Origin of the sequence: Desulfotignum phosphitoxidans DSM 13687, assembly GCF_000350545.1 — a bacterium.
Classification (GTDB): domain Bacteria; phylum Desulfobacterota; class Desulfobacteria; order Desulfobacterales; family Desulfobacteraceae; genus Desulfotignum; species Desulfotignum phosphitoxidans.
On the sequence record NZ_APJX01000001.1, the window covers coordinates 958,710 to 982,747 of the forward strand.

The window sequence follows — 24,038 nt, forward strand, 5'->3', positions numbered from 1 at the left end:
GGAGATTACGGCTTTGTGATGCCTCAGGCAATGCCAGTGAGATTGGAAAAAATATTACGAAGTAAAAAAAATATCTGATGCATGAAAAGCCGATTTTACAGCATTTTTAGGTTCACCGAGAATTGCTGCAATTAATTGTTTTGCCACAAGCGGAAGCAAATTGTTCAATTCGGTTGCGCTTAAATTACTCCACAACTCCTTACGCCGCGGGTTGTCTACTGCAACCTGTACCAAGTTGACTCCAACAGCTTCAACCAAATTATATGAATTCTTTCCACTGATTACGACCTCAAGCAGTTTGTTACCGTGATCCTCTGATTGTAATGTTTTAGGCCAAGCTTCTCCTCCCAATTGAATATGAGTTGCCCAGAGTAACCTGTTAGAGGCTTTCGATACGTCAATCAACCTCAGCAAACTTGGTTGCTGTACGGTAAGTCGTGCAGCTAACCTGCACAGGCCTGCGTCGGCTCCCTTCACGATCGTTTTCACCACAGCATCAGAAGGGAGGTTGTGAATCAAGTACTCTAAACCAGGGGATGCGTCACCAGTAAAGGCCTGCTGTTTTATGAAAGCGTCGGCAACAGAAAGCTTCGAGGAAACCAAGCACCATGCATGTAGAACTGACCATTTCCGTTTTTGTGCTTGTTTGAGTATTTGGTTGAGTTGAGGCGCACTCCATCGTTCTCTATTAGCGGCTCTGACCAAAGAGCTTTCAATATCTTTATCGTTTTTGACAAAGTCGTTAATAACTGATTCTATCTCAGGGATTGCCAACCACCTGATAGCAGCACGCAACCAAATCTCATTAAGCGAATCAAAACCGCGCTGAATAACTGATTTTACGTTCGTTTGCCACCAAACTTGAGCTTTATCCAGCTTTAATTTAGTCAAAAATGGAATCGATTTTTCTGTTGACAATATTGGGACAATATCAACCAGTCGACTACGCAGGGAATCTTCCAGTATTTTTGAATCCGGCACAGCTGATAAATCGATATTGGCAAGCAATTCGACCTGGTCTGAAGACAGCGATGGCAGATGCGTTAGCAGTTTTGAAAGGGCAACATTCTTATATTTAACGCCCTTAGTATTGGTGGGCGCCATAACAATTAGGGTTCTTAGCAAAGCAAGAGCATCGCTGAAATCACCTGCAATATTGAGCCGTTCAATATTATCAGCGACGCGAGCAGCTTGCTTGAGATGCATCAAATCAGAATCGTTAGGTGGAATTTTCTGAAGAACTTCTGAAAGGATAGGGTCTTGATGGCCAGCTATATACTTTGCCGCTCGACTTATCTGAACACTTACATAAGGATTTGATAGATCAATTCTTACAAAAGGCTGTTGCCATTGTTGCCCCCGGGATGAAGGCGTAGCAATAATCCATGGGAAATTAGTAGTGGCGCCGCTTTGGGGTGGAATGAGGGCAAGACGAGCAGAAAAGTCCATACGGGCAGCAGGCCAGAGCTGTCGCCAAATCCCGACAATGATATCCGGCCAAATATCTAGTGGATTACAGATGATGACAGGACGACCTTGTGTGCACAACAATGCATTTGCCACTATTTCAAGATGATTTTGAGGAGCTAGTGTAATTGTTTTTTTACCTGAAAGAGCAGCTAATACCTGACTTAAATCTTCAACAAGACCTACCTGTTCACGTGGCCATAACGCTACTTCGCTCCGCACCATCCCAGCACGGGTTGCCGTCAATTCTGGTGTGGTCCACCAGATACACCACCAATCGTCAACTGGACCACAACCAACCGAAGGCCACCATATATCCCCAGGTGAAATATCTCCAGGAGGCCGATCTGTTAATCCTTCAAGTTCTCGCGGAAGGTTTACTTGAGGTTCATTACATTTCAGTAGCTTATGTGAATTATCAAGGGCACCGTATGTGGCAAGGACATAATTCATTATGTAATTCCATCCAATAACCATTTGAGAGGCAAACTTAAATCTTGGTTCCTCTCATCACCCTTTGGCATGACAATCCAGCCTTGGTGTTCAGGACCTTCATCAATAAACACGTCTACTCCGCTATTGCCAGTTAGCTCCTGCCCGAGGGAAGAAAGTCCCCATATACTTACTTCATCCTTATGCCAGTTATTTCGAATAAATGACGCGACCAGTGGGAGTTTGCAAGCAAGCTCTTCCGCTGGTTGAGTTATTGATTCACCCAACTCATCATAGCAAGAGAGAAGAACAGCTAGACGAGGTCTTTTCAGAGGTTTCACGGTACCCAGACCTGCGACATGAAGAAGTATCTGGAGGTTTTCTACCCAATAGGCGTTAGCGTCCCACGTACTTACCCTGTTTACAGATTGCTCTCCACAATGAGGGTGCTCGGTAAGTTTTTCTAAAGCAACAGGAAATATCACCTCTGCTTTCAAGCGAATCAGGAGGAGCCACCCATTCGCTTTTGATAGTCTCTCGTGCCATTGAAAATCAACAGAGCGAGTCGCCTGTACCTGTGTTAATTGTTCACCTCCGTAATCAGGCCAGTTTAAATCCATGGCTCTGCCGGTCTTATCTTGCAACGGTAAGCAAACCTCTGTCCAAGTGCTATGTGGCGTATGCGAAGCCGCATTGCCGTTCTCTATGCATCTCAAAACTTCCTGAAATGCCGACAGATCAGCAGGAGCCCCACGCAAACTCAGTGCCCCAGGATTTCTTTGCAACCGGCCATAAAGCTGCCCCGCATAGTGGGTCTTTCCGCTATTTGGTCCTCCAAGAAGTACAATCTCAGGTGTTAGCATTTTCTACCTCTGAATGCCGAAAATGGCTGATGATGTAATACAGGTTCAGAAAGAGGACTGCATCTGGCCGGAGTCCATGCGCAATCCAAAACACTAGAGAGTGCTTCGGTTAACGACTCGGGACGGCAAACCGTCGTTTCTGATTCAGTGGCGTGGGGAATTGACTCTTTTAATGCCCTTTGTATCGAATCCCGAATCCCAGGAGTTAACTCCGACAACGCCTTTTTGTCTGTCTTCGTCCAAACCAGGACGACTGGTCGCTTGCCGACATGCCCACCCAATCGTTCCAACAACTGGCGAAGATCTGCGCGGGCAGAACCTCGATCTGGCCCGCTTAATCTATCACAATCGGCCATTACCAGAAACGTATCGGCATGCTCGACTGTCCATCGCGCACCTTCTGCATCAGGTGCATTATCATGGACTGCCCATCGGGTAAACCATTCACCTGGGGCATCTCCCAACAAAACATCGCGAAGGGATTGATCCGCACGACGAAGTGCAAGATGCAAGAGCCCAGGGGCTCTAATTGTGCCTCGTGGTGTGTGCGGTGGAAAATGGGGCGTTCTTGCCGCATCATCAAATCGCGACCAAGCAGCTAACGCTTCCCATGCTCCTAGAGTCCAGGATCCACAAAATTCCCCTTGTGCAATTGAACTGCCCCGGAGACAATTCAAGTAATTCCCCAATAACAAAGTAGTTTTGCCTGCATCATGAGCACCCAACACTCCTACAAGAATGGAACGACTGCGGGGCAGCAAGGTTATCAAGTCCGCCAGCCCCAACGTTGCTCCAGACCATGGGACACGTGCAGCTGACTCAATTATTGTGGTTGGGCCCGCTTTTGTTTTTGATTCAGTACCCCCAGAGCGAAAATGCTTGCAATCAGTCAAATTCAAATGGCCATCAACACAGCTCTCACCTTCGTGGACAAAACAGTTAGGATTTGAACATTTGCTATTCATTGTTTAACTCCAGCTAACCTGACAGCCTGCTCTTGACGATAGATTGCCTGAGCAAGACGTGGAAGGCTAATTGAAAAGCCTGGCTCCATATTGGCTTGATGCAAGAGTTTTTGAGTGTCCTTTTCCCCTTGTAGAATAGCAACTACCATATCTCGTATGCTTAACCGTCCTTCTTTTGGCGGCGATGATAGGGCTTGTGACCATGCTTCCGGCAATTCTGAGCATTTGTCTTGAATGGTATTGAGCAGACCAAGAATATTATAGTTCTTGACAAACTCGGCTTCAGGTAATTTGGCGACAGTTTCAGAAAGTGCATAAGTCACACTAGCGGGGGTCGGTGTCTGAACCTCATTGAGTAGATCAAACGGCATTACCACCCCAGCGAGAACGGTCGGCAGTTCTCTATAGCTGCAGGTCAAAGATGAAGAGTAAAGCGCTTCACACCACCAGAGTGTGTTTAATCTCAAATGATCCGCTTTCCTCTGTTCTTCGCTTTGTTTGACATTTTCTTGCAACCAACTGCGTTGAGCGCTTAAAAGCTCTTTTACAGACTCAAGTTGGTGCGTTTCGTGTTGTCCTAGTTGCGAAATCAATTCATTTTGTTTTTTTGCAATTTCAGCCATAGCTGAATCTAATTGGTCGGCGAGAAGTTCTGTCATTCTATCAGTAAATTCCCAAGACCAAGTTTGAGGCTGGTTAGTCCAGTGTGGATTAGGATTTTCACCGGCATTGCCCCGATAATTTGGACCTGAAGCTGCCGCAACCTTATTTAACAGTGCATCACTGTTCACTCTAAAAGCTTTTGCCTTTTCAAAAACGAGCGGTTCAATTTTCTTTGTTGAAGGGGCACGTTTAGATTTGGTGTTCTCAGGAACTATTAGTGAAACAAACTCCGTCTTTCTCGCCCACTCTGTCAGTATACACCTAACGCTGACTTCCTCACGCCCCAAGCCTACCAAAGAAAGGGTATCGGTTGCGGTGTACGACAGCACTACAGCGTGTAAACCTTCTGCGACCTGATTACATGCATCAAGTAAAATTGCGCGATAAAGAAAGATCGGCGGATCGGTATGAACCGAGCGCACCGAAGTCCAGACCTCGAATAAAGCGTCCGCAGCTATCGTAATTGCCGGATCATCGGAAGGAATGTCTGGGTCAAGCCCTGCCAGCACGGCACGGATCATATTGAGCGGTGATTCTTTAAGTTTCTCAGCTACTTTGTTTGCAGCCAATTCGATCTTGGCAAATCTCTCGTCATTGCCATCCAATTTTTCGATAAGACCTGCTTTGTTGAGACGTTTCAGTAGATCCGACATCAATGGCCTCCATTCCTATGATATTATTGAGCATGGAATTGTTTTAAATATTTTTGGAAGATTTTATTATTTGGAAAATCCGAAAGAACTGCCTGTAATAGCGCTTTCGGTGTAACTATTGCGCCCTGCTCGCATCGTATCCAAATCCTCTGCCACAAATCGACGGGTCGCGAAATGCTTTCAACATCTCTACGCTTCCCCCCCGCGCGCTCCCAAAGGGCACGGGCTTCCAACGTTTCAGGATAATTATCCGCAAGCAGTTCAATCAAATCCAGTGGTAGTGTTTGCCCACCAAAAGAGTAGACTGGTCTTGTCGAGGCATACGCGACTTGAACAGGAATTTCATATTGAGATGGTAACAGATGACTAGAATTGCGAAAGAGCAATATCAATGCTTCAGCAGATGCACGTGCGGCAAATTTGCGATACCGGTCATCCTTGAATTTATCACCGAAATCTGAAACGCCTTTGGCGATGATTGCCGGAATTTTATGAGCCTCGGCAAGAGCTGCTAAGCCACTGGCCTCCATTTCTACTCCCAATACTTTTCTCATCGACTCAGATAGCCTTACAAAAAGTTGATCATCCTCTTTTACTGCGCCTCCTGTAGCTATCGGCGCAACATGGATTTGAAAATTTGCAGGCTTTGGTAGCTGTGTCGGAAAATGAGCACATAAATCTTCAATGTAGGATTTTCCTTGGTCAGTTAGAGTTAGCGGATTTTGAATCCATCCTTTTTGCGTGAGTCGCTTGAGGATTTCTGACCAACCCGGGCATTCATTTTCGAAATCCGCTTGTAACTTAGGATCATTTCCGTTCAACAAGCATTTCAAGACCCAATTCTCCTGACATTCATATGAAAGTCGTGGGCGCTCTCCCATCCAGGAGGGGGCTGTCGCAAAACTGACAGCCTGCATCTGTTGCACCCATAATTCAGAAGGTCGATACTGGAGCATGTCATATTCAAAAATTTCATGTCCTGATTCCACTCTTGATTTACCAGAATCATAAGACCATAGTCGCTCTCCAAAGATGACATCACCCAACTCAACTTTACCGCGTCTGCCTGCACATATGCCACTCATTGCGAGACATTTCACTTGAGTGTTGCAAATTATGCTACTGGCAACCGCCTGGGTTTGTTCACGTCCCATGTAGCCTGCCCAAGTTGCACGTATGCTTATCGAGACACCATTTTTAGCAGCAAACTGAGCATCTGCGATGATTCTCCCTGAGCTATCGGTGTCCATCCTCCACCCTGGAGCAATAATCCCATCGCGAACGGAAAGGACCTCATCAAATTCATCTTTTAATGCACATAATAGTAGAATATCAATTGGATCAAGCTGCAATGTTTGAATTTTGAGTTGACCGACAGGATCCAGAATATGAGGTTTATTGGGTATTGTAGAATCTGGTAAATTATCAACCAATCTTCTTGATTCTACTGCAACTTCATCAATCGTGATTCTGACCTTAACCACTTGTTCTGAAGTCCAATTTGTAGGGTCGCTCCAATACTCCGCCTTCATTCGTAGTCGTCGAGCAAGTTCGTCATCAATTGAGGCAATAGCTAATGATGCTTCTGTCCATAGGGTTACCAATTTGGGATTTGGTATGTTAAATTTCAAATCTTCACTCCGAATAGAAGCGAGATACATCCTAGTTTCATCAACTGTTTGCCATATCTTTCTAATAGCTTCATGCACTCTTGGGCCTCGTGGTATACCAGCGCTTGCCAGATCTTGCACAAGTTTCATGATTTCGGGCAAGACTTGATCGATTGAAGAAATAGATTCCATACTTAATTCTAAACCTCCCAATTCTCATTTGCTCGAGGGATGACGACGGGGATCTGATTAACTAGTTGATTATCTCGCATTAAAATCAACAAATCAGCTACGTCTCCTTATGGATTTTGGTGTTAACTGGTGCTTTACGCGCGGCGGCTTTTTGCCGTCGCCGTGAAAGCAAAGGTTATGGTATCCTGATAAAAGCTTTTTCAAAAAAATCCCTGATTATTCCTGAGAGTGTATTGTCTGTCAGCACTAAAACCAATGTAAGTATGGTAATAATTACGGTAAGTATTATCATTGAATATTGTAGTTTTAAGTTAATTTTTGTCGATATCAACAACATTCTGTCCCGAAAAATTGACAATATTTCATTGGCTTTCTTTTCAAGAAGCTTTTGTTGATGCTTTATTTTTTCTATCTGTTTGAGTACTCGCCAATGAAATTCACCAATAATCCAAAAATGTTGCTCACTTCTTTCCGGAAGTTTTGGCAAAAGTACATATTTAAATAAAGTGATAAAATTTCTCTGGAATTTTTCCACACCCAATAAATATTCGTCTAAAATATTCTGTGTCTCTGCTAAAGGTGCCTGATTAATCAAAAACTTATCGTAAATTGAACTGATTTGCTTTAATTTAAATTCTTTCGCAACGTCTACTATGTTGTAATTATTTACCAAAACTTTTGAAAGGTTATTTTGCTGAAAATCAAGCCACGAACTAAAAGCCAACTGTAATGCAATTTCATATAAAGACCTTGGGATCACCACACTTCTTGTTTTAGTGATTGGGTTTTTAAGATTTAAAAATAATATGTCGGTAAAAAGATGAGAATGGATCAAATTCATAATAAATGTATCTTCAAAAATATCCCAAAGGGTCGGATGACAGTGCAACTGTTCTATTAATTCTTCTATTTTCGAATCGTCTTCAACCAAACTAGAATAATCTAAAGAAGCGCTCAATGGTTTTAAGTAATAAAGTGTCGGAGTTATAATTCTGTCTGAGGATTTGTTAGTGTCTTTTGGTTGAAAAATACTTTTAATGTTTTCACCAAAATAGTTTTCATTCCAAGTCGTCCACCAAAGATTCTTCTTATATGTTGATAAAAACTGGCTATCAAGAAATTTGACAGAAAAAATCTCATCCATAATGTCCGGTTTAATTTTTCCAATAGACAATACCAAGCTTGTGTCGCAAAAATCGTCAACAAGAATGTATTTATCAGAAAAATAAACATCGGTTGTATTATTAACCTTAGCCATTTTCACAGAACGCTTTATACTTTGAAAATTGGTATACACCTCCAAGCCAATATTGTTACTTGTTTCATAGTAATCTTTTAAATAGTCTTCTGATTTTGAGTTTTCTGTATCCTTTAGAAACCTGCTACTCAATATATCAACCAATATCCAATAGCATTCATAATTATTTTGATTTATGAGATTTTCCATTTTTAATCAGATGCTATTAATAAGGGCCAATATTGTTTAAATCATAAAAATACGATTATTTAACTTCCCAAATAAGCGGTTTATCCGCCTTCATTTGGATTGTTGATAATTCTTAAAGGGTTGAATGTAAATCAGATTTATTTCATTCAATACTTTAGATTTAATCCTTTAGCATGTTTTTAAGGCTTCCACTGCCAACTTGATCTATAAACAGAAATTTGGTCACCAAGAAAGTTCCACGATCTGCTTTGCCACATATTTTCGTTATTCGCTCCACCGTATTTGCTCGAATCGTGCATATTATTATACACTGAAGCCGTTATGAACGAGTGATAAGGAGACTCTCTAAGATCACTTAGCTTGGCCGCCAGATTTGGTGCGCGACCAATCCAGATCAAATCATTGTCTCCCCGAGCACCAGCGCGAACTGTGAGAACCGTTCCTGTGTCTACTCCACAACCATGTTCGATAGAAAAGGATGCATTCTTCACTGTTTCATATTTCGCTTCAAATTTTGGGCGAATGATTTCTTTTACTACATATTTAATATTAAGTGCACATTTTGCTGCACTTGTATTTTTAGAATTACCAACAAATACCCCAAGTACGCGGTCTCCATCAAAACTTACTATCGTGCCATTATGGGCACGAACTAATCTTGACGTAGTGGCAAGAAATGTTTTTAAAATTTTAGCAGCAACTCGACGATCGAGCTCCTTTGCCATTTTTGAAGAGTTTGCTAAATCAGCATAGAGCATTGTGGCTTCTAACTCAACTGCACCTCCCGCAAGGGCGACGTCATTGGATGCAGGCACTACCTGTCCCGTTCTCTTGTTCCAAGTTTTGTTAATTATAGCTTGAACATCATTTTTGAGGTCGTTGATAAGTGGCATTTATTTAACCCCAAGTTTGAAGATCAATCTTCTCAAACGTTCACAAACTGTTCCGAGAGCAGCATCAAAGTCATTATCCTCTCCAAGGCAATAAGTTAGAGGCGTGAGGCCGAGCAAATCTGTTGGTATTTTTAGGGAAATGTTCCGGGGATGTACAAAAAAAGTCCGATCATGAGTGAGAGCTGCCATACACATTCCCAGTTCGAAGATAACATTGTCCCTTGGTGCATCTTCTTTTTCTGCACGCGAGAGCACCTTGTCGTCGGGCGCAAGGACCATAAGTCCGAAATCCGCAGTTTGCACTTCATTTTCAAGAGCTTCGATTGTAAAAGTGGAAGCTCCAAAGACGCCATCAGTCCAAACTTTGACCGTTACATTATCATGTTCAAGGCCTAGTTGGATTGCACGCGCTACAGGAAGAGACTCTGCCGATGAACCAATAAATAAATGTGGTCTGTGATTGGGTGGGATCACATGTGCTTTCCTTTGGCGAAGCCTGTCGGCAAGCTCTATAGCGAGGCGTCTCCAGAGTTCAGGTGAGGCCTGCGCTAATTTGGAGAAATTTGCTTCCGATACAGAGCAAGTTACAACCGTTTCGTTGGCTTTAACGGTGGCACTCCGAGCAGAAGAAGGATCAATAAGGGCCATCTCACCAACATGCTCTCCGGCTTTGCGAGAAGCGATAACTCGTCGATTAACTAAAACATCGATTGTTCCAGTCAAAATAAAAAACATATGATTATCATTACTACCCTGAAAGTCGGCTAAAGCGTACACTATTCGGTAACCACTCCCAAGTACTTCAAGAACAGTCTGTCTCTGGCCACTGATTCGGTGGACCATCGATAGCTGCCCATGGCAGTCTGTACCTTTGTGGTTTCAATGCAATCGAACCAATCCAGGATTTGAGCGAGAGAGCGTTGTGCAAGCCAGTTTCCCAATTTTTTTTCGAGCTTGATAAGTGATTTGGTTTTTCCGGATTCATTTTTCCCGAACTTGGCCTGTACTTCCTTTATTTTTTTCATCAGGAAACAATGATAGCCCAGCGAGATAAATTGTGTGAATTGTCTTCCGCGCAGATTGTCCGGGTACCATGTGCGCGGTCGCGCACCGTCGAGTCTCCCTTTTTGCACGGCAAAGAGTTCTTCAATTTTTTCTCGCAACCGATAGTTTTCAAGTGCTGTAAATGTGTCCATAGTCTGATTGCTGACCAGAGCGAAATAACCGAAGTACCTCTTTGCTTCGGTAATGGCTGAAGTGGTCCCCATGTCAAGACCGATTTGAACATTTTTTAAGCTACATTTCTGAGCCATTTGTGTTGTAGGATTTCCATCCTTTTTTATCGTTTGCAGCCTCCTTTCAATCATGCATTTTAAAAACCATTGGAATTTACAACCTAAAAATGCCCCTACTGATGACAAGAAACAGTATGGGGGGGGCATACTGAGAATTAAAAACTTTTCCCCCAAGCGAAAAATCAATCCTTCTGATCCTCACAATATTTAAAACCTGCCTTTTTCAAAATATCTTCCAGAATGATTCCAGGCTCTCCTTTTGCCTTTAATTGGTCAAGCATCCACCTTTGGATACGAACATTCACATGAACCCGCTTGAGATGCGGGGGTAACTTTTGTTTTGGTTTTCCTCTATATCCTCCACGGTTACTCTGCATTTCATTACCTCATATTTATTTTTGCAAGCTCTAAAAGTCTTGTCAATCGGATACTTTAGAAAAGTGTGTTACGCTTTACAAAAAAAATACTCCTTTTCAGTTAAAAAATACCGCCTTTTTTAATAATGTTGTCTTGATATTTTTCCCTACAGTGGTATTGTCACGCCACCATCCCGGAGGATAGGGCAACTGCTGGGAAGCACCCCGAGCGTCGTGGCTGGTGACTGAAGCATGGGGCAGCGCCGGCAAATGCCAGCCTGCCCTACATGCTTTGGTCCACAATGCGTTAAATCCCGGGGGTTTGGGGGCTGGCCCCCATTATAATCAGGCTAAAACTCCTTTTTTTAAAGGCTCACAGTAGCGCACGCTTTAGGGTAAGATGCTCTTGGTACACCGTATTTCAGCGACTGATGAAGCCTTTCATTGTTATAGAAGTTCATATAGGCTTTCAAAGACCTGTAGGCATCATTCATTGTCTGATAGTCTTTCAAATAGACATCCTCATATTTGACAGCACGCCATAACCGCTCTACAAAGACATTATCAAGTGCCCGGCCTTTAGAATCCATGCTGATTAGGATGTTTCGTTTTTCCAAAACCGTTAAAAAATTGATTGCGGTATATTGGCTGCCCTGGTCAGTGTTGAAGATTTCGGGTTGTGAAATCACCAAAGATTCCTCCAGGGCCTCAACACAGAATGAATTTTCAAGGGTGTTGCTCAGTCTCCATGACAAAACGTATCTGCTGTACCAGTCCATGACTGCCGTTAAATACACAAAGCCATTTCCGATTTTAATATACGTGATATCAGTAGACCATACCTGGTCAGGCCTTTCTATTCTGACTTCCCGCAATAAATATGGATAAATTTTATGTGTTTTGTCCCTCCTTGATAGTTGGGGTTTAGGGTAAATGGCCTCTATTCTCATCAGCTGCATCAACCGCCGAACACGTTTCCGGTTCACATTATAACCGAGTGTGTTCAAATAGGCCACCAGCCTTCGGTTGCCATAGAAAGGTGTCTTGGTATGCTGGCGGTCAATCAGATCCATCAGGCAAAGCGTGTATGGATCTATCGGCTTCGGTGTATAATAAAGCGCTCCTTTTGAAACTTCCAGCAGCTCACACTGCCTGTTAATACTGAGTTTCTGGTGATTTTTGTCAATTAATTGCCGTCGTTCAGGAATTGATTGTATCAACCTTTTTTTTTAACCAGTCATTTTCAACTTTGAGCTGACCGATCTGCTGATACAATTGATTTACCAGGTCTTTTTCGTCATTTTTCTTCCGTTGTTTATGATTGGTAAAAACTTCCGGCAGCCCCTCCAAGGCTTCCTTCTTCCACCTGGTGAGCAATGAACGGTGAATTTCAAATTTTCTGGCTAATTCTGCCACAGTTTCCTGTTCCCGTATCATTGCCAAGGCAACTTTGGTTTTAAATTTTCCGCTGTAACTTTTTTTCATGGACCTCCTTTTTTCGAGTCAATTTGAACCTGGTTTAACACCAGAAATGTCTCTATGCAAGTGGTTCAAATTTTGGGGACCATTATAGTTGGCCTTTCAGAAACAGAACAACTTGCCTCTGCCGACCGGATCAAGCGCAGCTACATCTGGCGCGTCGCCATGGCCAGCATACTGGTGGCCGTGATCGCGGCCCTGCTCGGCCGGTTGAGCTGGCAGCTCCAGAAGTCGCGCGCGCGTGTCATGGAAGCGCAGGCCGAACACGCGCGGAACGTCGAATATCTCGCCTATCACGACAATCTCACGGGTCTGCCGAACCGGGCCCTGTTCAGCCGGCTTCTTTACCGTCAAATACAGCACGCACACCGTTATAAAAAACAGCTGGCGTTGATGTTTCTCGACCTTGACCGCTTCAAGGAAATCAATGACTCGCTCGGCCATGAGGCGGGCGACGATTTACTCAAGAAAATGGGCAGACGGCTCGGGGAATCCCTGCGGGAAAGTGACCTGGTTGCGCGGCTGGGAGGGGACGAGTTTATAATACTGCTCCCCGAAATTACTGAGGAAACCCAGGTGACCACGGTTGCCGGAAAAATTCTGGCAGCCGTGGCAAAGCCTTTTACACTTGCTGAACAGGAGTTTCGCATCACAATCAGTATCGGCATTGCCATGTTTCCGGCCGATGGTGAAGATGAACAGACACTGATGAAAAATGCCGATATTGCCATGTATCACGCAAAAGAGGGAGGAAAAAACAGCTTCCGGTTCTACTCCGAAAAGCTGAACACGGACTCGCTGGAACGACTCTCCCTGGAATCGGGCCTGCGCAACGCCCTGGAAAACAATGAATTCCGCCTTTTTTACCAGAGCAAGCAGGACATGGCCACGGGCCGCATGACCGGCATAGAGGCGCTGCTGCGATGGCAGCATCCCGATCTCGGTTTGATCCCGCCGATGCAGTTTATCCCCCTGGCCGAAGAAAACGGGCTCATCATTCCCATCGGGCGCTGGGTGTTCAAAACCGCCTGCCGTCAGAACCTTGCATGGCAAGCCCAGGGATTTCCAAAATTGAGTATGGCCGTGAACATCTCCAGGCGGCAGTTCTTTGATGAAGATTTCTTAAAGGACGTCGGGGACGCGCTGCAGGAAAGCCAAATGGCACCCGAGCTGCTCGAACTGGAAATCACGGAGTCCGTTCTCATGCACGACATGGACAGAACGATCGGAATTCTCAAGGAGTTGAAACAGATGGGGGTCCGCGTAGCGATCGATGATTTCGGTACGGGGTATTCATCACTGTCCAAATTAAGGGAGTTCCCGCTTGACACCCTTAAAATCGACGGCTCGTTCATTCAGAATATGATTCCTCACGCTGAAATCAAAAATTTGACCACGGCCCTTATTGATCTGGGCAGAAGCCTGGGTTTCACCGTGGTCGCAGAAGGCGTGGAGTCCAAGGAACAGGCGGATCTTCTTAGAACCCATTCCTGCGACCAGTTCCAGGGTTTCTACATAAACAAACCAATGCCGCCCGAGGAGTTCACCTTGAACTGGACAACCGGGTGACCGAAGTCCTGGAATACATTTGTTTGACATCGCAAGCGTCCATCAGATAACCTGTGTCCGCAGATGGTGAAAAATGTCTTCAAGGCTCCCATGGCCGGATGCCAGGGCTTTTTGAACCTGTTTTTCAACAAACAGGAAGTCCGGTTCACGGGCCTGGTCATCCAGGGTCCGGTAATAGCCTAAGCGCCGGCCCAGAATGAAGTTGATCTGCCTGGATTCAGACAGGGACAGAAACCGGTCCATGATGCCCAGCAGCCGCTGTTGGTCCCCGGGCAGCTGCCCCCGGATCTCCAGCAGCAGATCCACGCTGTGGTGGTTGGCATAATGGCTGTCAATACCGTCGATATGTTCCAAAAGCAGGCGCTGCTCAGCGATCATGGCCGCTTCCGAGGGCCGTGTCCATTCGCCCTGCGTCATCTGCCGGTCCAGGTCCGTGCCCGGCTTGATCCCGATGGTCAGCACCCGGATATGGTCCGGGTTGATCTCATTGAATACCCGGGCTGTCTCCAGGGCGTGGGTGTCGGGCAGTTCCGTGCCCCCCAGGCCCAGGATGATGAACTGGGTGGTGTGCATCCCGGCCTGCCGGGCCATGCGGGCGGACTTAATGATGGATTCCGGGGTGATCCCTTTCCGGATTTTTTCCAGGACCTCCAAGGAGCCGGATTCCATGCCGCAGTATAATTTGTTCAGGCCGGCATCGCAGATCTCTTTGATGGCCTGGGGGGATTTTTTCACCATGGTCTGGGCCCGGCCGTATGAGCTGATCTGTCTGAGGGAAGGAAACGCTTTATTCAGGGTTTCAAGGATTTCAATCAGGTCTTTGGTCCGCATGACAAAACTGTCCCCGTCCTGAAGAAAGCAGGTGTCAAACGGATGGCCCCCGAAATAGTCTTTTGCCGCCCATATGTCCTGCTTGATCTCCGCCACCGGGCGGATGGAAAATTTCATGGTGTCATACAGGGAGCAGAAAGAACACCGGTTCCAGGGGCATCCCCGGGTGGTGCGGATCAAAAGGCTATCAGCCTCGTCCACCGGCCGGATCGGTCCCTGCTCAAAGGGAAGTGAAAACATGGTAAAGTCCTGAGTTTAATTGTTAAAAACAAAAAAAATATCATATTCACAATACCGGAGTTTTGCAAGCCAAAGGAGGTGCCGGGATATCGGCATGGGCAAAGACAGTTGATGTTATGGTGCATTTCCCCACAAACTTGACAGGGGTGCGGCCCAGATGTTTTTACCAAGGGGCAGTGTGATGTCGCCATCGTAAAGAATAATGCCGCAAAGCCACTTTCTGCCGGCGGCTTTTGCCAGACGTCGGATGCCTTTTAAGTCGTTTTCCTTTACTGTAGCGGCTGCTTTAACCTCTACACCTGCCAGAAACCCGGCGGTATTTTCCACCACATAGTCCACCTCGACCTTATCGTGGTCCCGGTAGTAAAATATGTGATAATCACTGTCAGCTGTTGTGGCATGCTTTAGCAGCTCTCCGAAAACAAAACTTTCCAGAAAATGCCCGAAACGGGTCCGGTCACCGGGGCTGGATATGGCGGAGAAACCCGCCAGAGTTGTCAGCAGTCCTGAATCAATAAACTGCAATTTGGGGGTTTTTACAACCCGGCTGAAACGGTTATCTGTCCAGGGTTCGATCCGCTTTGTCAGAAACATATGCTCCAGCACGCCCATGTATTTTGCAGCGGTTTTGCTGTCCAGTCCCACCTGTCCGCCCAGTTTTGTGTAGTTGCACAGCTGTCCCGCCATCTGTGACAGAGCGCACAGGAACCGGGGCAATTGCTCTTGTTTTTCGATATCGGCAATATCTCTGACATCCCGCTGTATAAGGGCGTCAACATACTGGCGGCACCATGCGGTTCGCCGCCTGGGTGTCTGACGTGCCAGGGCTTCCGGATATCCGCCTTTCACAACAATCTCAGCCATGTCATCCCCGACGACCGGGACGGCTGCTTCGGGAATCCGGCCGGCGAACACATTGTCGAGCCAATTTGTGGTTTCCCGGTGTATTTCGCTTTGTGACAACGGCAGCAGGATCACCGTTTCCATACGTCCGGCCAGCGACTCGGTTACCTTTGGAAGCACCATAAGATTGGCAGAACCGGTCAGCAGAAAACGGCCGAAACGGCGATCTTCATCCACGGATTTTTTTATGGCCGGCAAAAGTTCCGGTGCCCGCTGGATTTCATCGATCACGGCACGATCAAGGCTGCGGATCAATCCAGCCGGATCTTCCCGGGCGGCAAGCAGGGTGACGTCATCATCAAGGGTCAGGTAGCGCATTCCCTGTCCGGCAATATGTGAAACCAGGGTGGTCTTGCCTGCCTGGCGCGGACCGGCAACCAGCACTACCGGGGTATCTGACATTCCCTCGACGACACGGGCTTCAGCCTGTCTGGGATATCGGTAATTGGTATTATTCATGATCACATACCCTATCTGATAATCCGGAAAGTGTCAACGGGTAATCTGTATTATATAAGCGGGTAATATGGAATATAACCTCTTAAAATTTGGATTATATTTATCAAGATCCTGCCTGGCGCGGACCGGCAACCAGCACCTTGGTGTTTGCCTGGGTCAAGCCCGCATGGATTCATATGCCGGTGGCGGAAAACAGGACCACCATCCAGCAGAGAAAACCATGAGCAAGCCAGGGCCTGCATGCCTGCGCCTAGCTGAGCACCCAGATCCGGATCTCATGGCGCATGTGACAAAGGCCGGTCATGACCTTTCAATTGAAAAAAATGATGATGTTATTTGTTAAAAAGCCATATAAAAAGCCATATTTTTATATTGACATGATTTCTTTCCGCAGTTAACATCATTATATGATTAAACGATCTGATTTTGAATGGGATTCCAATAAAGACAAGCAGAATCAAGAAAAACATGGTGTTTCTTTTGCACTGGCACAACTTGCTTTTCTGGATTCTGATCGTGTTATCCTTGAAGATCTTGAACACAGTGAAGATGAAAAAAGGTTCTACTGCCTTGGCAGGATCTCCGGCGGGATAATGACGGTGCGGTTTATATACAGAAGAAATAAAATCAGAATTTTCGGCGCCGGGTATTGGCGGAAAGGAAAGAAAATATATGAAAGAGAAAATCAAATACACGGATGAGCCTATAGGAAAGGTGAAGGTTGTCGCCGACTTTCTTCCTTCTCCAGAAGAACTCGCGCTAAAAGACGAAACAGTGAAGGTTACAATTTCGCTGAGTAAAACGAGTGTTGATTTTTTTAAAAAAGAGGCCCAAAAGTATAATACGCAATATCAAAAAATGATTCGCAGGCTGCTGGACGAATATACTGCACATCAATAACTACGCAGATCCAGTCCGGCTTTCACAACAATTTCAACGCCGACTGGCGGGATTTCCAGAACTGCCCGGCGAAAAAAGAGGATCAGGGCCAGGCGATTTTACTGACCGATTATTACGAGATGTTCAAAAACACGGGCTGGACCGTGACCCATCTCATCCAGGCGCCTATGTCTTCGGAGCGGTTTAACGGCGGGGTGGTGTCGGCCATGCAGAAAAAAAAGATCCTCGGGTTCACCAGCCGGTATGTGATGGTTTTAAAATAAAATGGTGGGGGGCCGGGCGATCATGTCAGCCATGAGAGTGAAAGACCCATCAAGATGGTGTGACAGCTGCGGTATCCCATGCCGGTGGAGATGTTTGAGGAGAATAAGCGGGGTGGGTGATGGGAATCCGCATTTTGAACCGAATGCGGGAAGCAATCCGAACTTGTAGTTACGTCATGACTTTGCAGTATATAAAACATGAGATAGAACGGATAAAACTGCATCGACAAAGTTTTGCCAAGGAACGCCCGGTTCCAGTCGCGGCCTTTAGCTAAATATCCATTTCACTCATAAAGCCGGTTGAGCGCTTCAATCTCGGATGTAATCATCTCTTTCAGGCTTTCTGGTGCCAGCACCCTGGCCTTGCTCCCCCAGCTGAGCACCCAGATCCGGATATCATGGCGCATGTGACAAAGGCGGTCATGTAGAAGGTGCCGCTGGCAAACCAGATGTTATCCATCGATACAGTAGAATTTTTGATTTGACACCTGATACGTTCCGGGTTACAATATGGCTGCATGATTCAGAATTTCAGACATAAAGGGCTCAAAAGACTATACGCATCCGGAGGGAGAAACATGGCTATGTATAATCCGCCTCATCCAGGCGAAATCATAAGGGAATTTTGTGTTGAACCGCTGAATATCAATATCACGGAAGCGGCAAAAGCACTGGGTGTTACTAGAAAGACTTTATCGGCGCTATTGAATGGGAGAGCGGGAATCAGTCCGGAAATGGCATTGAGATTGTCCAAAGTCTTTGGCCGATCACCCGAAGGCTGGCTCAAGCTTCAGCTCCAATATGATTTGTGGAAAGCTAAACAGTCAGCTGATATTGGCAATTTGAAGCGTATTGAAGCGGCATGAGTCTTCCCTGCACGAACACACAGCTGTCACCTGGCTGCCGAAAGAAGACCTGGCGGCCCTGGACTGGGCTGAGGCGAATCTGCCGGTCCCGGCATCCTACTGCCGGTTTCCAGGACAGAGGCCGGTGACATCATGAATTCCCGCCCCGGTCCCGGCATCTATGACACGCTCCTGCGCACCCGGCTCCATGTGCCATGTGTGGATGAAAAAAATCTGGGAGCCTTATGCGTTGAGTCTGTAATCAAGAATATGTGGTGATTGTTTTAATAATTCGAGAAGCACTCTTGTGGCACCTGTCGGTTGTCTTTTCCCTTGCTCCCATTGCCTGATGGAAGATGGGCTTACATTTAACAGTTTTGCAAAAACCGGTTGGCTTACATTTAAAGTTTCTCTGATTTCTTTAATCTGGCAAGTCGTCAGATGCACATCAGGGATTGTAACCCCCAATGAATTAAGCTCCTTTTCAGTAAAAGAAGTTGTAAATCCTGAATCAATGAGATCTTGAACGGTTTCACTAATTGCTTTTTTGATTGAATCTCTCATTTTAACACCTCCAGATCAAACAATATTTGCTTTTCCAAAAAGCCTTCAAGTTGTTGGACATCAATTGCAAGTAAATCATTCCCCAATTTTTTTAAATAATGTAGTTCTGCCTTTTCAATATTTGATTTTTCATTTTTCCCAAATCCATAAAGGAAAATAGCTCTGTCCTCTTTTCTGTAAGCGACTATTGTTCTGAATCCAGAACGTTTTCCTTGCCCACTTCGTTTCACACGGATTTTGAACAGGTTATTGCCCAAATCGGCAACTGATAGTCCTTTTTCAATATTATCAATGGCTTCGATAAGATGGGATCTTTTTATTAGTGCCTTTTCAGCCCATTTTTTAAACCATTTTGTACATAGTTTTTTCATGATAAAAGTATAACTCTTTGTGTTATATCTTTCAACCCAGTATCTGAACAAATCTTTAAGCTGGACTGGCCGAAGAGGATCTGCCGGTCACACAGTATCCTATTGATGGTTGCAGGGCAGGTGACATCATGAGTTTCAGGCAGTCCTGATCCGGATCTCATGGCGCATGTGACAAAGGCCGGTCATGTAGAAGGTGTCGCCGGCAAACCAGATATTATAGGGAGCCACCCGGCGTTGGGAGGACAATAAGATCCCTGTAAACCTTCCGGGTATGGCACTATAGCCTGTCTGCAATGTCGGCGACAGATCTGCCGGTTTTCGCATCGATCAGGGATTAAGCCAGAGCACACAGGGATTGGCGGTGAATACGTGAGATAAAAAAAACGTAAATTAATCTCACGTCTTTGAAAAACAATGCATAAAGTCAGTGCAAGGTGGCCTGCCTTTTTATAAAACCTGGAAAGCGGGCTGAAAATATTATTGAATATTATGACACCTGGTGCTATATTAAGACATGATTCATGCAATGACCAAACACTTTGCCAAATGGGCAGACAAACACAAAATCCCTGAAGATGAAATCGCCTTGGCCTTAAAAGAAATGCAGGCATTCAAGGAATTTGCAAAGATACTTCTTGGTTTTTCGAGAAAAGAAATTGAACTTGCCATAAAAAATGGCGTCTTAATCGAGGTGACATTATGAGAGAATCCATAGCCGAATCCATTATGAGTACAGTCAGAGATTTAGAAAAAATCGGGCTGGTGGATGATATAACGATGAGAAACATCGAGAATCTCTGCATTTCTGAGGTACCGGAATATACGCCCGAAAAAATCGTCTGTATCAGGAAAAAATTCAAACTGAGCCAAGCGGCTTTAGCCAGCGTTTTCAACATAAGCCCGTCCACTGTGAAAAAATGGGAACAAGGAGTTAAAAAACCAGCCGGTGCATCAAGGAAATTATTGGATATTATGGAGCGTAAAGGATTAGAAGCACTGATGTAGTGCAGCCATATGGGAGCATTACCTGTTTCCGTATGAACAGGCCCTGTCCCGGGCCAGAAGCCTGGCCATACTCATTGCAACCCCCCGGCTGCTGGAAACCGCCTGCAATACTGTCGAGCAGATGGGATTGATCAATTGAACATAGTTGGAGAATTATCATGCACTTTAGCATTCCATTGGAACAAATGAGCGTCGAGGACAAACTACAGGCGATCGAAGAAATTTGGGCAGACCTTGCCGGTACACCAGAGAATATACCCTCTCCATCCTGGCATGGAGATTTTTTACGCGCTCGAGAAAAGCGCATCTCTGAAGGGAGATCACATTTTCTCGATATTGCGGAAGCCAAAAAAGCTGTGAGAGAACAACTCAAGTGAGGGTTCAAGTCCTATTTTAAAAACCATCAGAGTATCTTTCATCCCGGGTATGATCTGATATCGGAGGTCATCAAATGAAAACAATTCAACCAATTTCTGAGGTAACTCAGCGGGCTACAAATACTTTGATCAAGGAACTTGGAATTGTGGATACAATCCGTTTTTTGAATCAGTTTCGAGCCGGTGCTGGTAATTATACGGAAGAACGGCATCAACTGTTTAAAGGTATGTCTGTCAAAGATATAGTTGGTGAAATCAAAGCACAGCAAAAGGTGAATGCCTGATCAAGCGGTTCCAGGGAGGCTTTCAAAAAACCCCACATCGAGGAACAGCCGTCCCGGTATGCAGCATTTGTTTCAAAATTTCAGGGTGGCTGATTCCGAGGATATCAGAGAGGATTTTGTCAACGAGTCAGAAATATGTTTGTCATTTTCAGTCGCATGCCATATGATAATTTTATGAATATGGATATACATATCAAATTCTGGATTGAAAGTTCTGAAGATGACTTTCAGGCGATGATTCATCTGTGTAAAAAAGGTCACAACACTTGGGCTTTATTCATTGGACACCTAGTTCTGGAAAAATTGTTGAAAGCCTGGTTTATCAAAACGAATTCGAGTAATCCTCCTTTTATCCATGACCTTGTGCGGCTGTCGGAAAAAGGAAATCTGGTGCTGGATGATGAGCAGAAAGATATGCTGGACACCATATCGACTTTCAATATTCGTGGACGATATGATGACTACAAAAAAGAATTTTATAATAAATGCACGAATGCGTTTACACAAGAATGGGTTCAAAATATTTCGGAGTTCAAAACATGGATAAACAACAAGCTTCAAGAATAGCAAATAAATATATAACATTTGTTAAAAGTATGAATCCGGATGTGACAAGAGCCTATATTTTCGGTTCCTATGCCAAAGGCGGTATCAGGGAAGACAGTGATATCGATTTGGCGATTGTATTCAAAAATCTATCCGATCTGTTTGATATGCAGGTAACATTAATGAAACTGAGAAGACAATTTGATACGAGAATTGAACCTCACCCATTCAGAGAATCTGATTTTCAAATTTCTAATCCATTGGCCAATGAAATACTGAAGAACGGCATAAGGATCATTTAACGCCGGGGCGAAAGCCAGATTTTCACCCGGGTCATTCTGCCATGGAACACCCCGAAGCTGGACTGGAGATAGCCGTCGATCTCAAAATCGTCAGGGGCAGTGAAAAGCGCATCAGACATTTTTCTCATCGCTATGGCAATCTGTTAGCTATGCAACTAAGGGATTTTACCTATAACTGATAAAGGTTTTCCCCTATATTGACATTCCCCGGCATCGATAGTAAGGCATAAAATCAGGTCGTTACAATATCGTCGATTAGAGATGATTGAAAATAGCCTGTGTCCCGCATAATCCAAAGATGCAGGGAGCCCGGGTAACCTGAAACCAGGAAGTGTTCATGAAACTCTTAGAATGGGAAGTATCTGAAAAAATGCTGGAAGGGGCGGGCCGGATCAGAATCAGACTGCTGTAGGCGATATGGAAAAGGCTATTGTAAAAATTCCGATTTCCGATGTTGTCCTGGATGAATCCATTTATCCCAGGGAAACGATTGATCACCGGCGCATTGCCGTTTTTGAAGAAAATATCCGGGATGGGTTTGAGTTTGACCCCATCGAGGTACAGGTATGGCCGGACCCCGGCAATCCGGCAAAGGTCAGGTACCGGATCCTGGATGGGCGCCACCGGTGGGGCGCGTATAAAAAAACGGGTGCCACCCACATCGAGGTGGTGATTATCACCCTGGACCAGATGGAACCGATCCTGTATGCGGCCCAAATGGCCATCGGGCCCAAACAGCTGACGGAATCTGAAACACGCAATACGGCCCGCCGTGCGTTTCAACGCAATCCCCGGCTGACCGCTGCTGAAATCGGCCGGGCCATTGGCAGAACCAGGCAGACCGTTTCCGCATACATTGCGGACTTAAGGGCCACGGCTGTTTTTGATCTTGAACTCAAGATTTTCCGGTTACATCAACTGGGAATTCCCCAGGACCGGATTGCCAGAAGACTGGGGGTGCCCCAGCAGACGATATCACGGTATTTACCCAAAATGTTAGAATTTACCAAATGGGTAAATACGGATTTATCGAAGGGTTTTACTGTCTCGCAAGTGGCGCAAAAGCACGGCTGGCCTCAATCTCTGGTTTGGTCACAGGCCCTGGTAAAAGCCGATGATTTTGACCGGTTCAAGGCACTTCAATGGGGAATTCGGACCTGGGATGTGTGGAATTTCATGGAATGTGACCCCCGGTTTGGCGATGACTGGCCCGGCCGTATCCCGGCCCAGCTGGTGGCGCACATCCTGTATTTTTTCTCAGAGCCAGGTGATCTGGTGCTGGATCCCATGGCCGGGGGCGGGGTGTGTGCCGATACCTGCCTGGCCATGGGCAGGAGATGCTGGAGCCTGGACATGGATGACCGGCCCGAGACCAGGCCTGAGATCGAGCCCTGGTTCTGGGATCCGGAACAGGAATGGGACACCCGGCCGTTTTTCAATACCAGGGAAAAGCCGGCCCTGATCATCTGCGATCCCCCTTATTTTGATAAAAAAGCAGATGCGTATGCAGAAAAAAGCATTTCCGGGTTGTCCAAAACAGCGTATCTCGCCTTTTTAGAGCGGTTTTTGCGTTTTTTAAAACAGATCGCCAGAAAAGACGCCCGGCTGGCGTTTATCAATGCCGACTGGCGGGATTTTCAGAACTGCCCGGCAAAAAAAGAAAATCAGCGCCAGGCGATTTTACTGGTCGATTATTATCCTGAAAGTCGGCTAAAGCGTACACTATTCGGTAACCACTCCCAAGTACTTCAAGAACAGTCTGTCTCTGGCCACTGATTCGGTGGACCATCGATAGCTGCCCATGGCAGTCTGTACCTTTGTGGTTTCAATGCAATCGAACCAATCCAGGATTTGAGCGAGAGAGCGTTGTGCAAGCCAGTTTCCCAAGTTTTTTTTCGAGCTTGATAAGTGATTTGGTTTTTCCGGATTCATTTTTCCCGAACTTGGCCTGTACTTCCTTTATTTTTTTCATCAGGAAACAATGATAGCCCAGCGAGATAAATTGTGTGAATTGTCTTCCGCGCAGATTGTCCGGGTACCATGTGCGCGGTCGCGCACCGTCGAGTCTCCCTTTTTGCACGGCAAAGAGTTCTTCAATTTTTTCTCGCAACCGATAGTTTTCAAGTGCTGTAAATGTGTCCATAGTCTGATTGCTGACCAGAGCGAAATAACCGAAGTACCTCTTTGCTTCGGTAATGGCTTTATCATTGAAGCCCACCTTAAGCTGCCCCCCACGCCCCTTTTTGGAACAGGTCAGGTACTTG

At 45.5% G+C, this 24,038-nt stretch carries 31 protein-coding genes and 2 pseudogenes; 14 read left to right on the forward strand and 19 right to left on the reverse strand.

Annotated elements, in window-relative coordinates; all coding sequences use genetic code 11:
* Positions 1-54: 54 nt before the first annotated feature.
* The 11 genes and pseudogenes from DPO_RS04405 to DPO_RS24440 all read right to left on the reverse strand — a co-directional run bounded on the left by DPO_RS04405 (position 55) and on the right by DPO_RS24440 (position 12,321).
* Positions 55-1,920, reverse strand: a complete 1,866-nt coding sequence (locus tag DPO_RS04405; protein ID WP_006964510.1) for a GAP1-N1 domain-containing protein — start codon at positions 1,918-1,920, stop codon at positions 55-57.
* Positions 1,920-2,762 (reverse strand): TRAFAC clade GTPase domain-containing protein, encoded by an 843-nt coding sequence (locus DPO_RS04410; RefSeq protein WP_006964511.1) that lies wholly within the window; start codon positions 2,760-2,762, stop codon positions 1,920-1,922. The genes DPO_RS04405 and DPO_RS04410 overlap by 1 nt, the downstream gene beginning before the upstream one ends.
* Entirely contained in the window at positions 2,756-3,727 is a 972-nt protein-coding gene (locus DPO_RS26695) for a TRAFAC clade GTPase domain-containing protein (protein WP_006964512.1), read from the reverse strand. The genes DPO_RS04410 and DPO_RS26695 overlap by 7 nt, the downstream gene beginning before the upstream one ends.
* Complete coding sequence (locus DPO_RS04420) at positions 3,724-5,043, reverse strand: GTPase-associated system all-helical protein GASH (protein ID WP_006964513.1); 1,320 nt, start codon at positions 5,041-5,043, stop codon at positions 3,724-3,726. Before DPO_RS04420 ends, DPO_RS26695 begins: the two co-directional genes overlap by 4 nt.
* A gap of 23 nt (positions 5,044-5,066) precedes the next feature.
* A complete protein-coding gene (locus DPO_RS04425; protein ID WP_006964514.1) occupies positions 5,067-6,845 on the reverse strand; it encodes a phosphorylase family protein in 1,779 nt (592 codons plus the stop codon).
* Positions 6,846-7,020: 175 nt separating this feature from the next.
* Positions 7,021-8,292 carry a hypothetical protein gene (locus DPO_RS04430; RefSeq protein ID WP_006964515.1) on the reverse strand — a complete coding sequence of 424 codons (1,272 nt, stop codon included), beginning with the start codon at positions 8,290-8,292 and terminating at the stop codon, positions 7,021-7,023.
* Positions 8,293-8,471: 179 nt separating this feature from the next.
* Positions 8,472-9,185, reverse strand: a complete 714-nt coding sequence (locus tag DPO_RS04435) for an adenylate/guanylate cyclase domain-containing protein (RefSeq protein ID WP_006964516.1) — start codon at positions 9,183-9,185, stop codon at positions 8,472-8,474.
* Complete coding sequence (locus DPO_RS04440) at positions 9,186-9,920, reverse strand: TIR domain-containing protein (protein WP_051069329.1); 735 nt, start codon at positions 9,918-9,920, stop codon at positions 9,186-9,188.
* Positions 9,921-9,961: 41 nt separating this feature from the next.
* A pseudogene (locus DPO_RS04445) lies at positions 9,962-10,564 on the reverse strand (IS1634 family transposase); the annotation flags it as partial.
* A 98-nt stretch (positions 10,565-10,662) separates the two neighbouring features.
* Positions 10,663-10,857, reverse strand: a complete 195-nt coding sequence (locus tag DPO_RS04450; protein WP_006964083.1) for a hypothetical protein — start codon at positions 10,855-10,857, stop codon at positions 10,663-10,665.
* Positions 10,858-11,201: 344 nt separating this feature from the next.
* A protein-coding gene (locus DPO_RS24440) for an IS3 family transposase (RefSeq protein WP_407637398.1) occupies positions 11,202-12,321 on the reverse strand; the annotation gives its coding sequence in 2 pieces (ribosomal slippage) (positions 11,202-12,045 and positions 12,044-12,321; 1,122 coding nt in all).
* 54 nt (positions 12,322-12,375) lie between these two features.
* Here DPO_RS24440 and DPO_RS04465 point away from each other — a divergent pair.
* A complete protein-coding gene (locus DPO_RS04465) occupies positions 12,376-13,884 on the forward strand; it encodes a putative bifunctional diguanylate cyclase/phosphodiesterase (protein ID WP_006964521.1) in 1,509 nt (502 codons plus the stop codon).
* A 42-nt stretch (positions 13,885-13,926) separates the two neighbouring features.
* Here DPO_RS04465 and DPO_RS04470 read toward each other — a convergent pair whose 3' ends face one another.
* Together DPO_RS04470 and DPO_RS04475 are read right to left on the reverse strand one after the other, a co-directional pair.
* Complete coding sequence (locus DPO_RS04470; protein ID WP_006964522.1) at positions 13,927-14,955, reverse strand: B12-binding domain-containing radical SAM protein; 1,029 nt, start codon at positions 14,953-14,955, stop codon at positions 13,927-13,929.
* 114 nt (positions 14,956-15,069) lie between these two features.
* Positions 15,070-16,317 (reverse strand): ATP-binding protein, encoded by a 1,248-nt coding sequence (locus DPO_RS04475; RefSeq protein ID WP_006964523.1) that lies wholly within the window; start codon positions 16,315-16,317, stop codon positions 15,070-15,072.
* A 67-nt stretch (positions 16,318-16,384) separates the two neighbouring features.
* Between DPO_RS04475 and DPO_RS25105 the strand changes: the two genes are divergently transcribed.
* The 4 genes from DPO_RS25105 (at position 16,385) to DPO_RS25775 (ending at position 17,480) form a co-directional block, all read left to right on the forward strand.
* Complete coding sequence (locus DPO_RS25105; RefSeq protein WP_152427535.1) at positions 16,385-16,660, forward strand: hypothetical protein; 276 nt, start codon at positions 16,385-16,387, stop codon at positions 16,658-16,660.
* Between the two features lie 64 nt (positions 16,661-16,724).
* Positions 16,725-17,018, forward strand: a complete 294-nt coding sequence (locus tag DPO_RS04480; RefSeq protein ID WP_006964524.1) for a BrnT family toxin — start codon at positions 16,725-16,727, stop codon at positions 17,016-17,018.
* A complete protein-coding gene (locus DPO_RS04485) occupies positions 16,990-17,217 on the forward strand; it encodes a hypothetical protein (RefSeq protein ID WP_006964525.1) in 228 nt (75 codons plus the stop codon). The genes DPO_RS04480 and DPO_RS04485 overlap by 29 nt, the downstream gene beginning before the upstream one ends.
* 119 nt (positions 17,218-17,336) lie before the next feature.
* The gene (locus DPO_RS25775) at positions 17,337-17,480 is read left to right on the forward strand and encodes a hypothetical protein (RefSeq protein ID WP_201765592.1); all 144 of its coding nucleotides are present in this window, start codon (positions 17,337-17,339) and stop codon (positions 17,478-17,480) included.
* Between the two features lie 284 nt (positions 17,481-17,764).
* On the opposite strand, the gene DPO_RS26840 is transcribed toward DPO_RS25775, so the two are convergent.
* Complete coding sequence (locus DPO_RS26840) at positions 17,765-17,887, reverse strand: WCX domain-containing protein (protein WP_152427536.1); 123 nt, start codon at positions 17,885-17,887, stop codon at positions 17,765-17,767.
* A 171-nt stretch (positions 17,888-18,058) separates the two neighbouring features.
* Here DPO_RS26840 and DPO_RS04490 point away from each other — a divergent pair, with 171 nt between their 5' ends.
* Positions 18,059-18,346 carry a HigA family addiction module antitoxin gene (locus DPO_RS04490; protein ID WP_006964526.1) on the forward strand — a complete coding sequence of 96 codons (288 nt, stop codon included), beginning with the start codon at positions 18,059-18,061 and terminating at the stop codon, positions 18,344-18,346.
* Positions 18,333-18,482, forward strand: a complete 150-nt coding sequence (locus tag DPO_RS25990) for an NUDIX hydrolase (RefSeq protein WP_236609888.1) — start codon at positions 18,333-18,335, stop codon at positions 18,480-18,482. The genes DPO_RS04490 and DPO_RS25990 overlap by 14 nt, the downstream gene beginning before the upstream one ends.
* Positions 18,483-18,568: 86 nt before the next feature.
* On the opposite strand, the gene DPO_RS04495 is transcribed toward DPO_RS25990, so the two are convergent.
* The 3 genes from DPO_RS04495 to DPO_RS26845 all read right to left on the reverse strand — a co-directional run bounded on the left by DPO_RS04495 (position 18,569) and on the right by DPO_RS26845 (position 19,584).
* On the reverse strand, positions 18,569-18,889 hold the full coding sequence (locus tag DPO_RS04495; RefSeq protein ID WP_006964528.1) for a helix-turn-helix domain-containing protein: 321 nt from the start codon (positions 18,887-18,889) through the stop codon (positions 18,569-18,571).
* Positions 18,886-19,260, reverse strand: coding sequence for a type II toxin-antitoxin system RelE/ParE family toxin (locus tag DPO_RS04500; RefSeq protein ID WP_006964529.1), 375 nt, complete (start codon positions 19,258-19,260; stop codon positions 18,886-18,888). Before DPO_RS04500 ends, DPO_RS04495 begins: the two co-directional genes overlap by 4 nt.
* Positions 19,261-19,395: 135 nt before the next feature.
* The gene (locus DPO_RS26845; RefSeq protein WP_456072975.1) at positions 19,396-19,584 is read right to left on the reverse strand and encodes a WYL domain-containing protein; all 189 of its coding nucleotides are present in this window, start codon (positions 19,582-19,584) and stop codon (positions 19,396-19,398) included.
* A 202-nt stretch (positions 19,585-19,786) separates the two neighbouring features.
* Here DPO_RS26845 and DPO_RS25655 point away from each other — a divergent pair, with 202 nt between their 5' ends.
* The 6 genes from DPO_RS25655 (at position 19,787) to DPO_RS04525 (ending at position 21,774) form a co-directional block, all read left to right on the forward strand.
* Entirely contained in the window at positions 19,787-19,963 is a 177-nt protein-coding gene (locus tag DPO_RS25655) for a type II toxin-antitoxin system RelE/ParE family toxin (RefSeq protein WP_201765593.1), read from the forward strand.
* The gene (locus DPO_RS04505) at positions 19,960-20,265 is read left to right on the forward strand and encodes a helix-turn-helix domain-containing protein (protein WP_006964531.1); all 306 of its coding nucleotides are present in this window, start codon (positions 19,960-19,962) and stop codon (positions 20,263-20,265) included. The genes DPO_RS25655 and DPO_RS04505 overlap by 4 nt, the downstream gene beginning before the upstream one ends.
* A 158-nt stretch (positions 20,266-20,423) precedes the next feature.
* A complete protein-coding gene (locus DPO_RS04510; protein WP_006964532.1) occupies positions 20,424-20,642 on the forward strand; it encodes an addiction module protein in 219 nt (72 codons plus the stop codon).
* A gap of 74 nt (positions 20,643-20,716) precedes the next feature.
* A complete protein-coding gene (locus tag DPO_RS04515; protein WP_006964533.1) occupies positions 20,717-20,926 on the forward strand; it encodes a hypothetical protein in 210 nt (69 codons plus the stop codon).
* Positions 20,927-21,100: 174 nt separating this feature from the next.
* Positions 21,101-21,493, forward strand: a complete 393-nt coding sequence (locus DPO_RS04520) for a HEPN domain-containing protein (protein WP_040011574.1) — start codon at positions 21,101-21,103, stop codon at positions 21,491-21,493.
* Positions 21,466-21,774: a nucleotidyltransferase domain-containing protein gene (locus DPO_RS04525; protein WP_006964535.1), complete on the forward strand. Its 309-nt coding sequence runs from the start codon at positions 21,466-21,468 to the stop codon at positions 21,772-21,774. The genes DPO_RS04520 and DPO_RS04525 overlap by 28 nt, the downstream gene beginning before the upstream one ends.
* On the opposite strand, the gene DPO_RS26430 is transcribed toward DPO_RS04525, so the two are convergent.
* On the reverse strand, positions 21,771-21,893 hold the full coding sequence (locus DPO_RS26430) for a hypothetical protein (protein WP_268870620.1): 123 nt from the start codon (positions 21,891-21,893) through the stop codon (positions 21,771-21,773). The two genes, DPO_RS04525 and DPO_RS26430, sit on opposite strands and share 4 nt — an antisense overlap.
* A 298-nt stretch (positions 21,894-22,191) precedes the next feature.
* On the opposite strand from DPO_RS26430, the gene DPO_RS04530 reads away from it, so the two are divergent.
* Complete coding sequence (locus DPO_RS04530; protein WP_006964536.1) at positions 22,192-23,550, forward strand: DNA methyltransferase; 1,359 nt, start codon at positions 22,192-22,194, stop codon at positions 23,548-23,550.
* Here the strand turns inward: DPO_RS04530 and DPO_RS04535 are convergent.
* Positions 23,497-24,038 (reverse strand): annotated as a pseudogene (locus tag DPO_RS04535) (IS1634 family transposase); the annotation flags it as partial. The gene DPO_RS04530 and the pseudogene DPO_RS04535 overlap by 54 nt on opposite strands.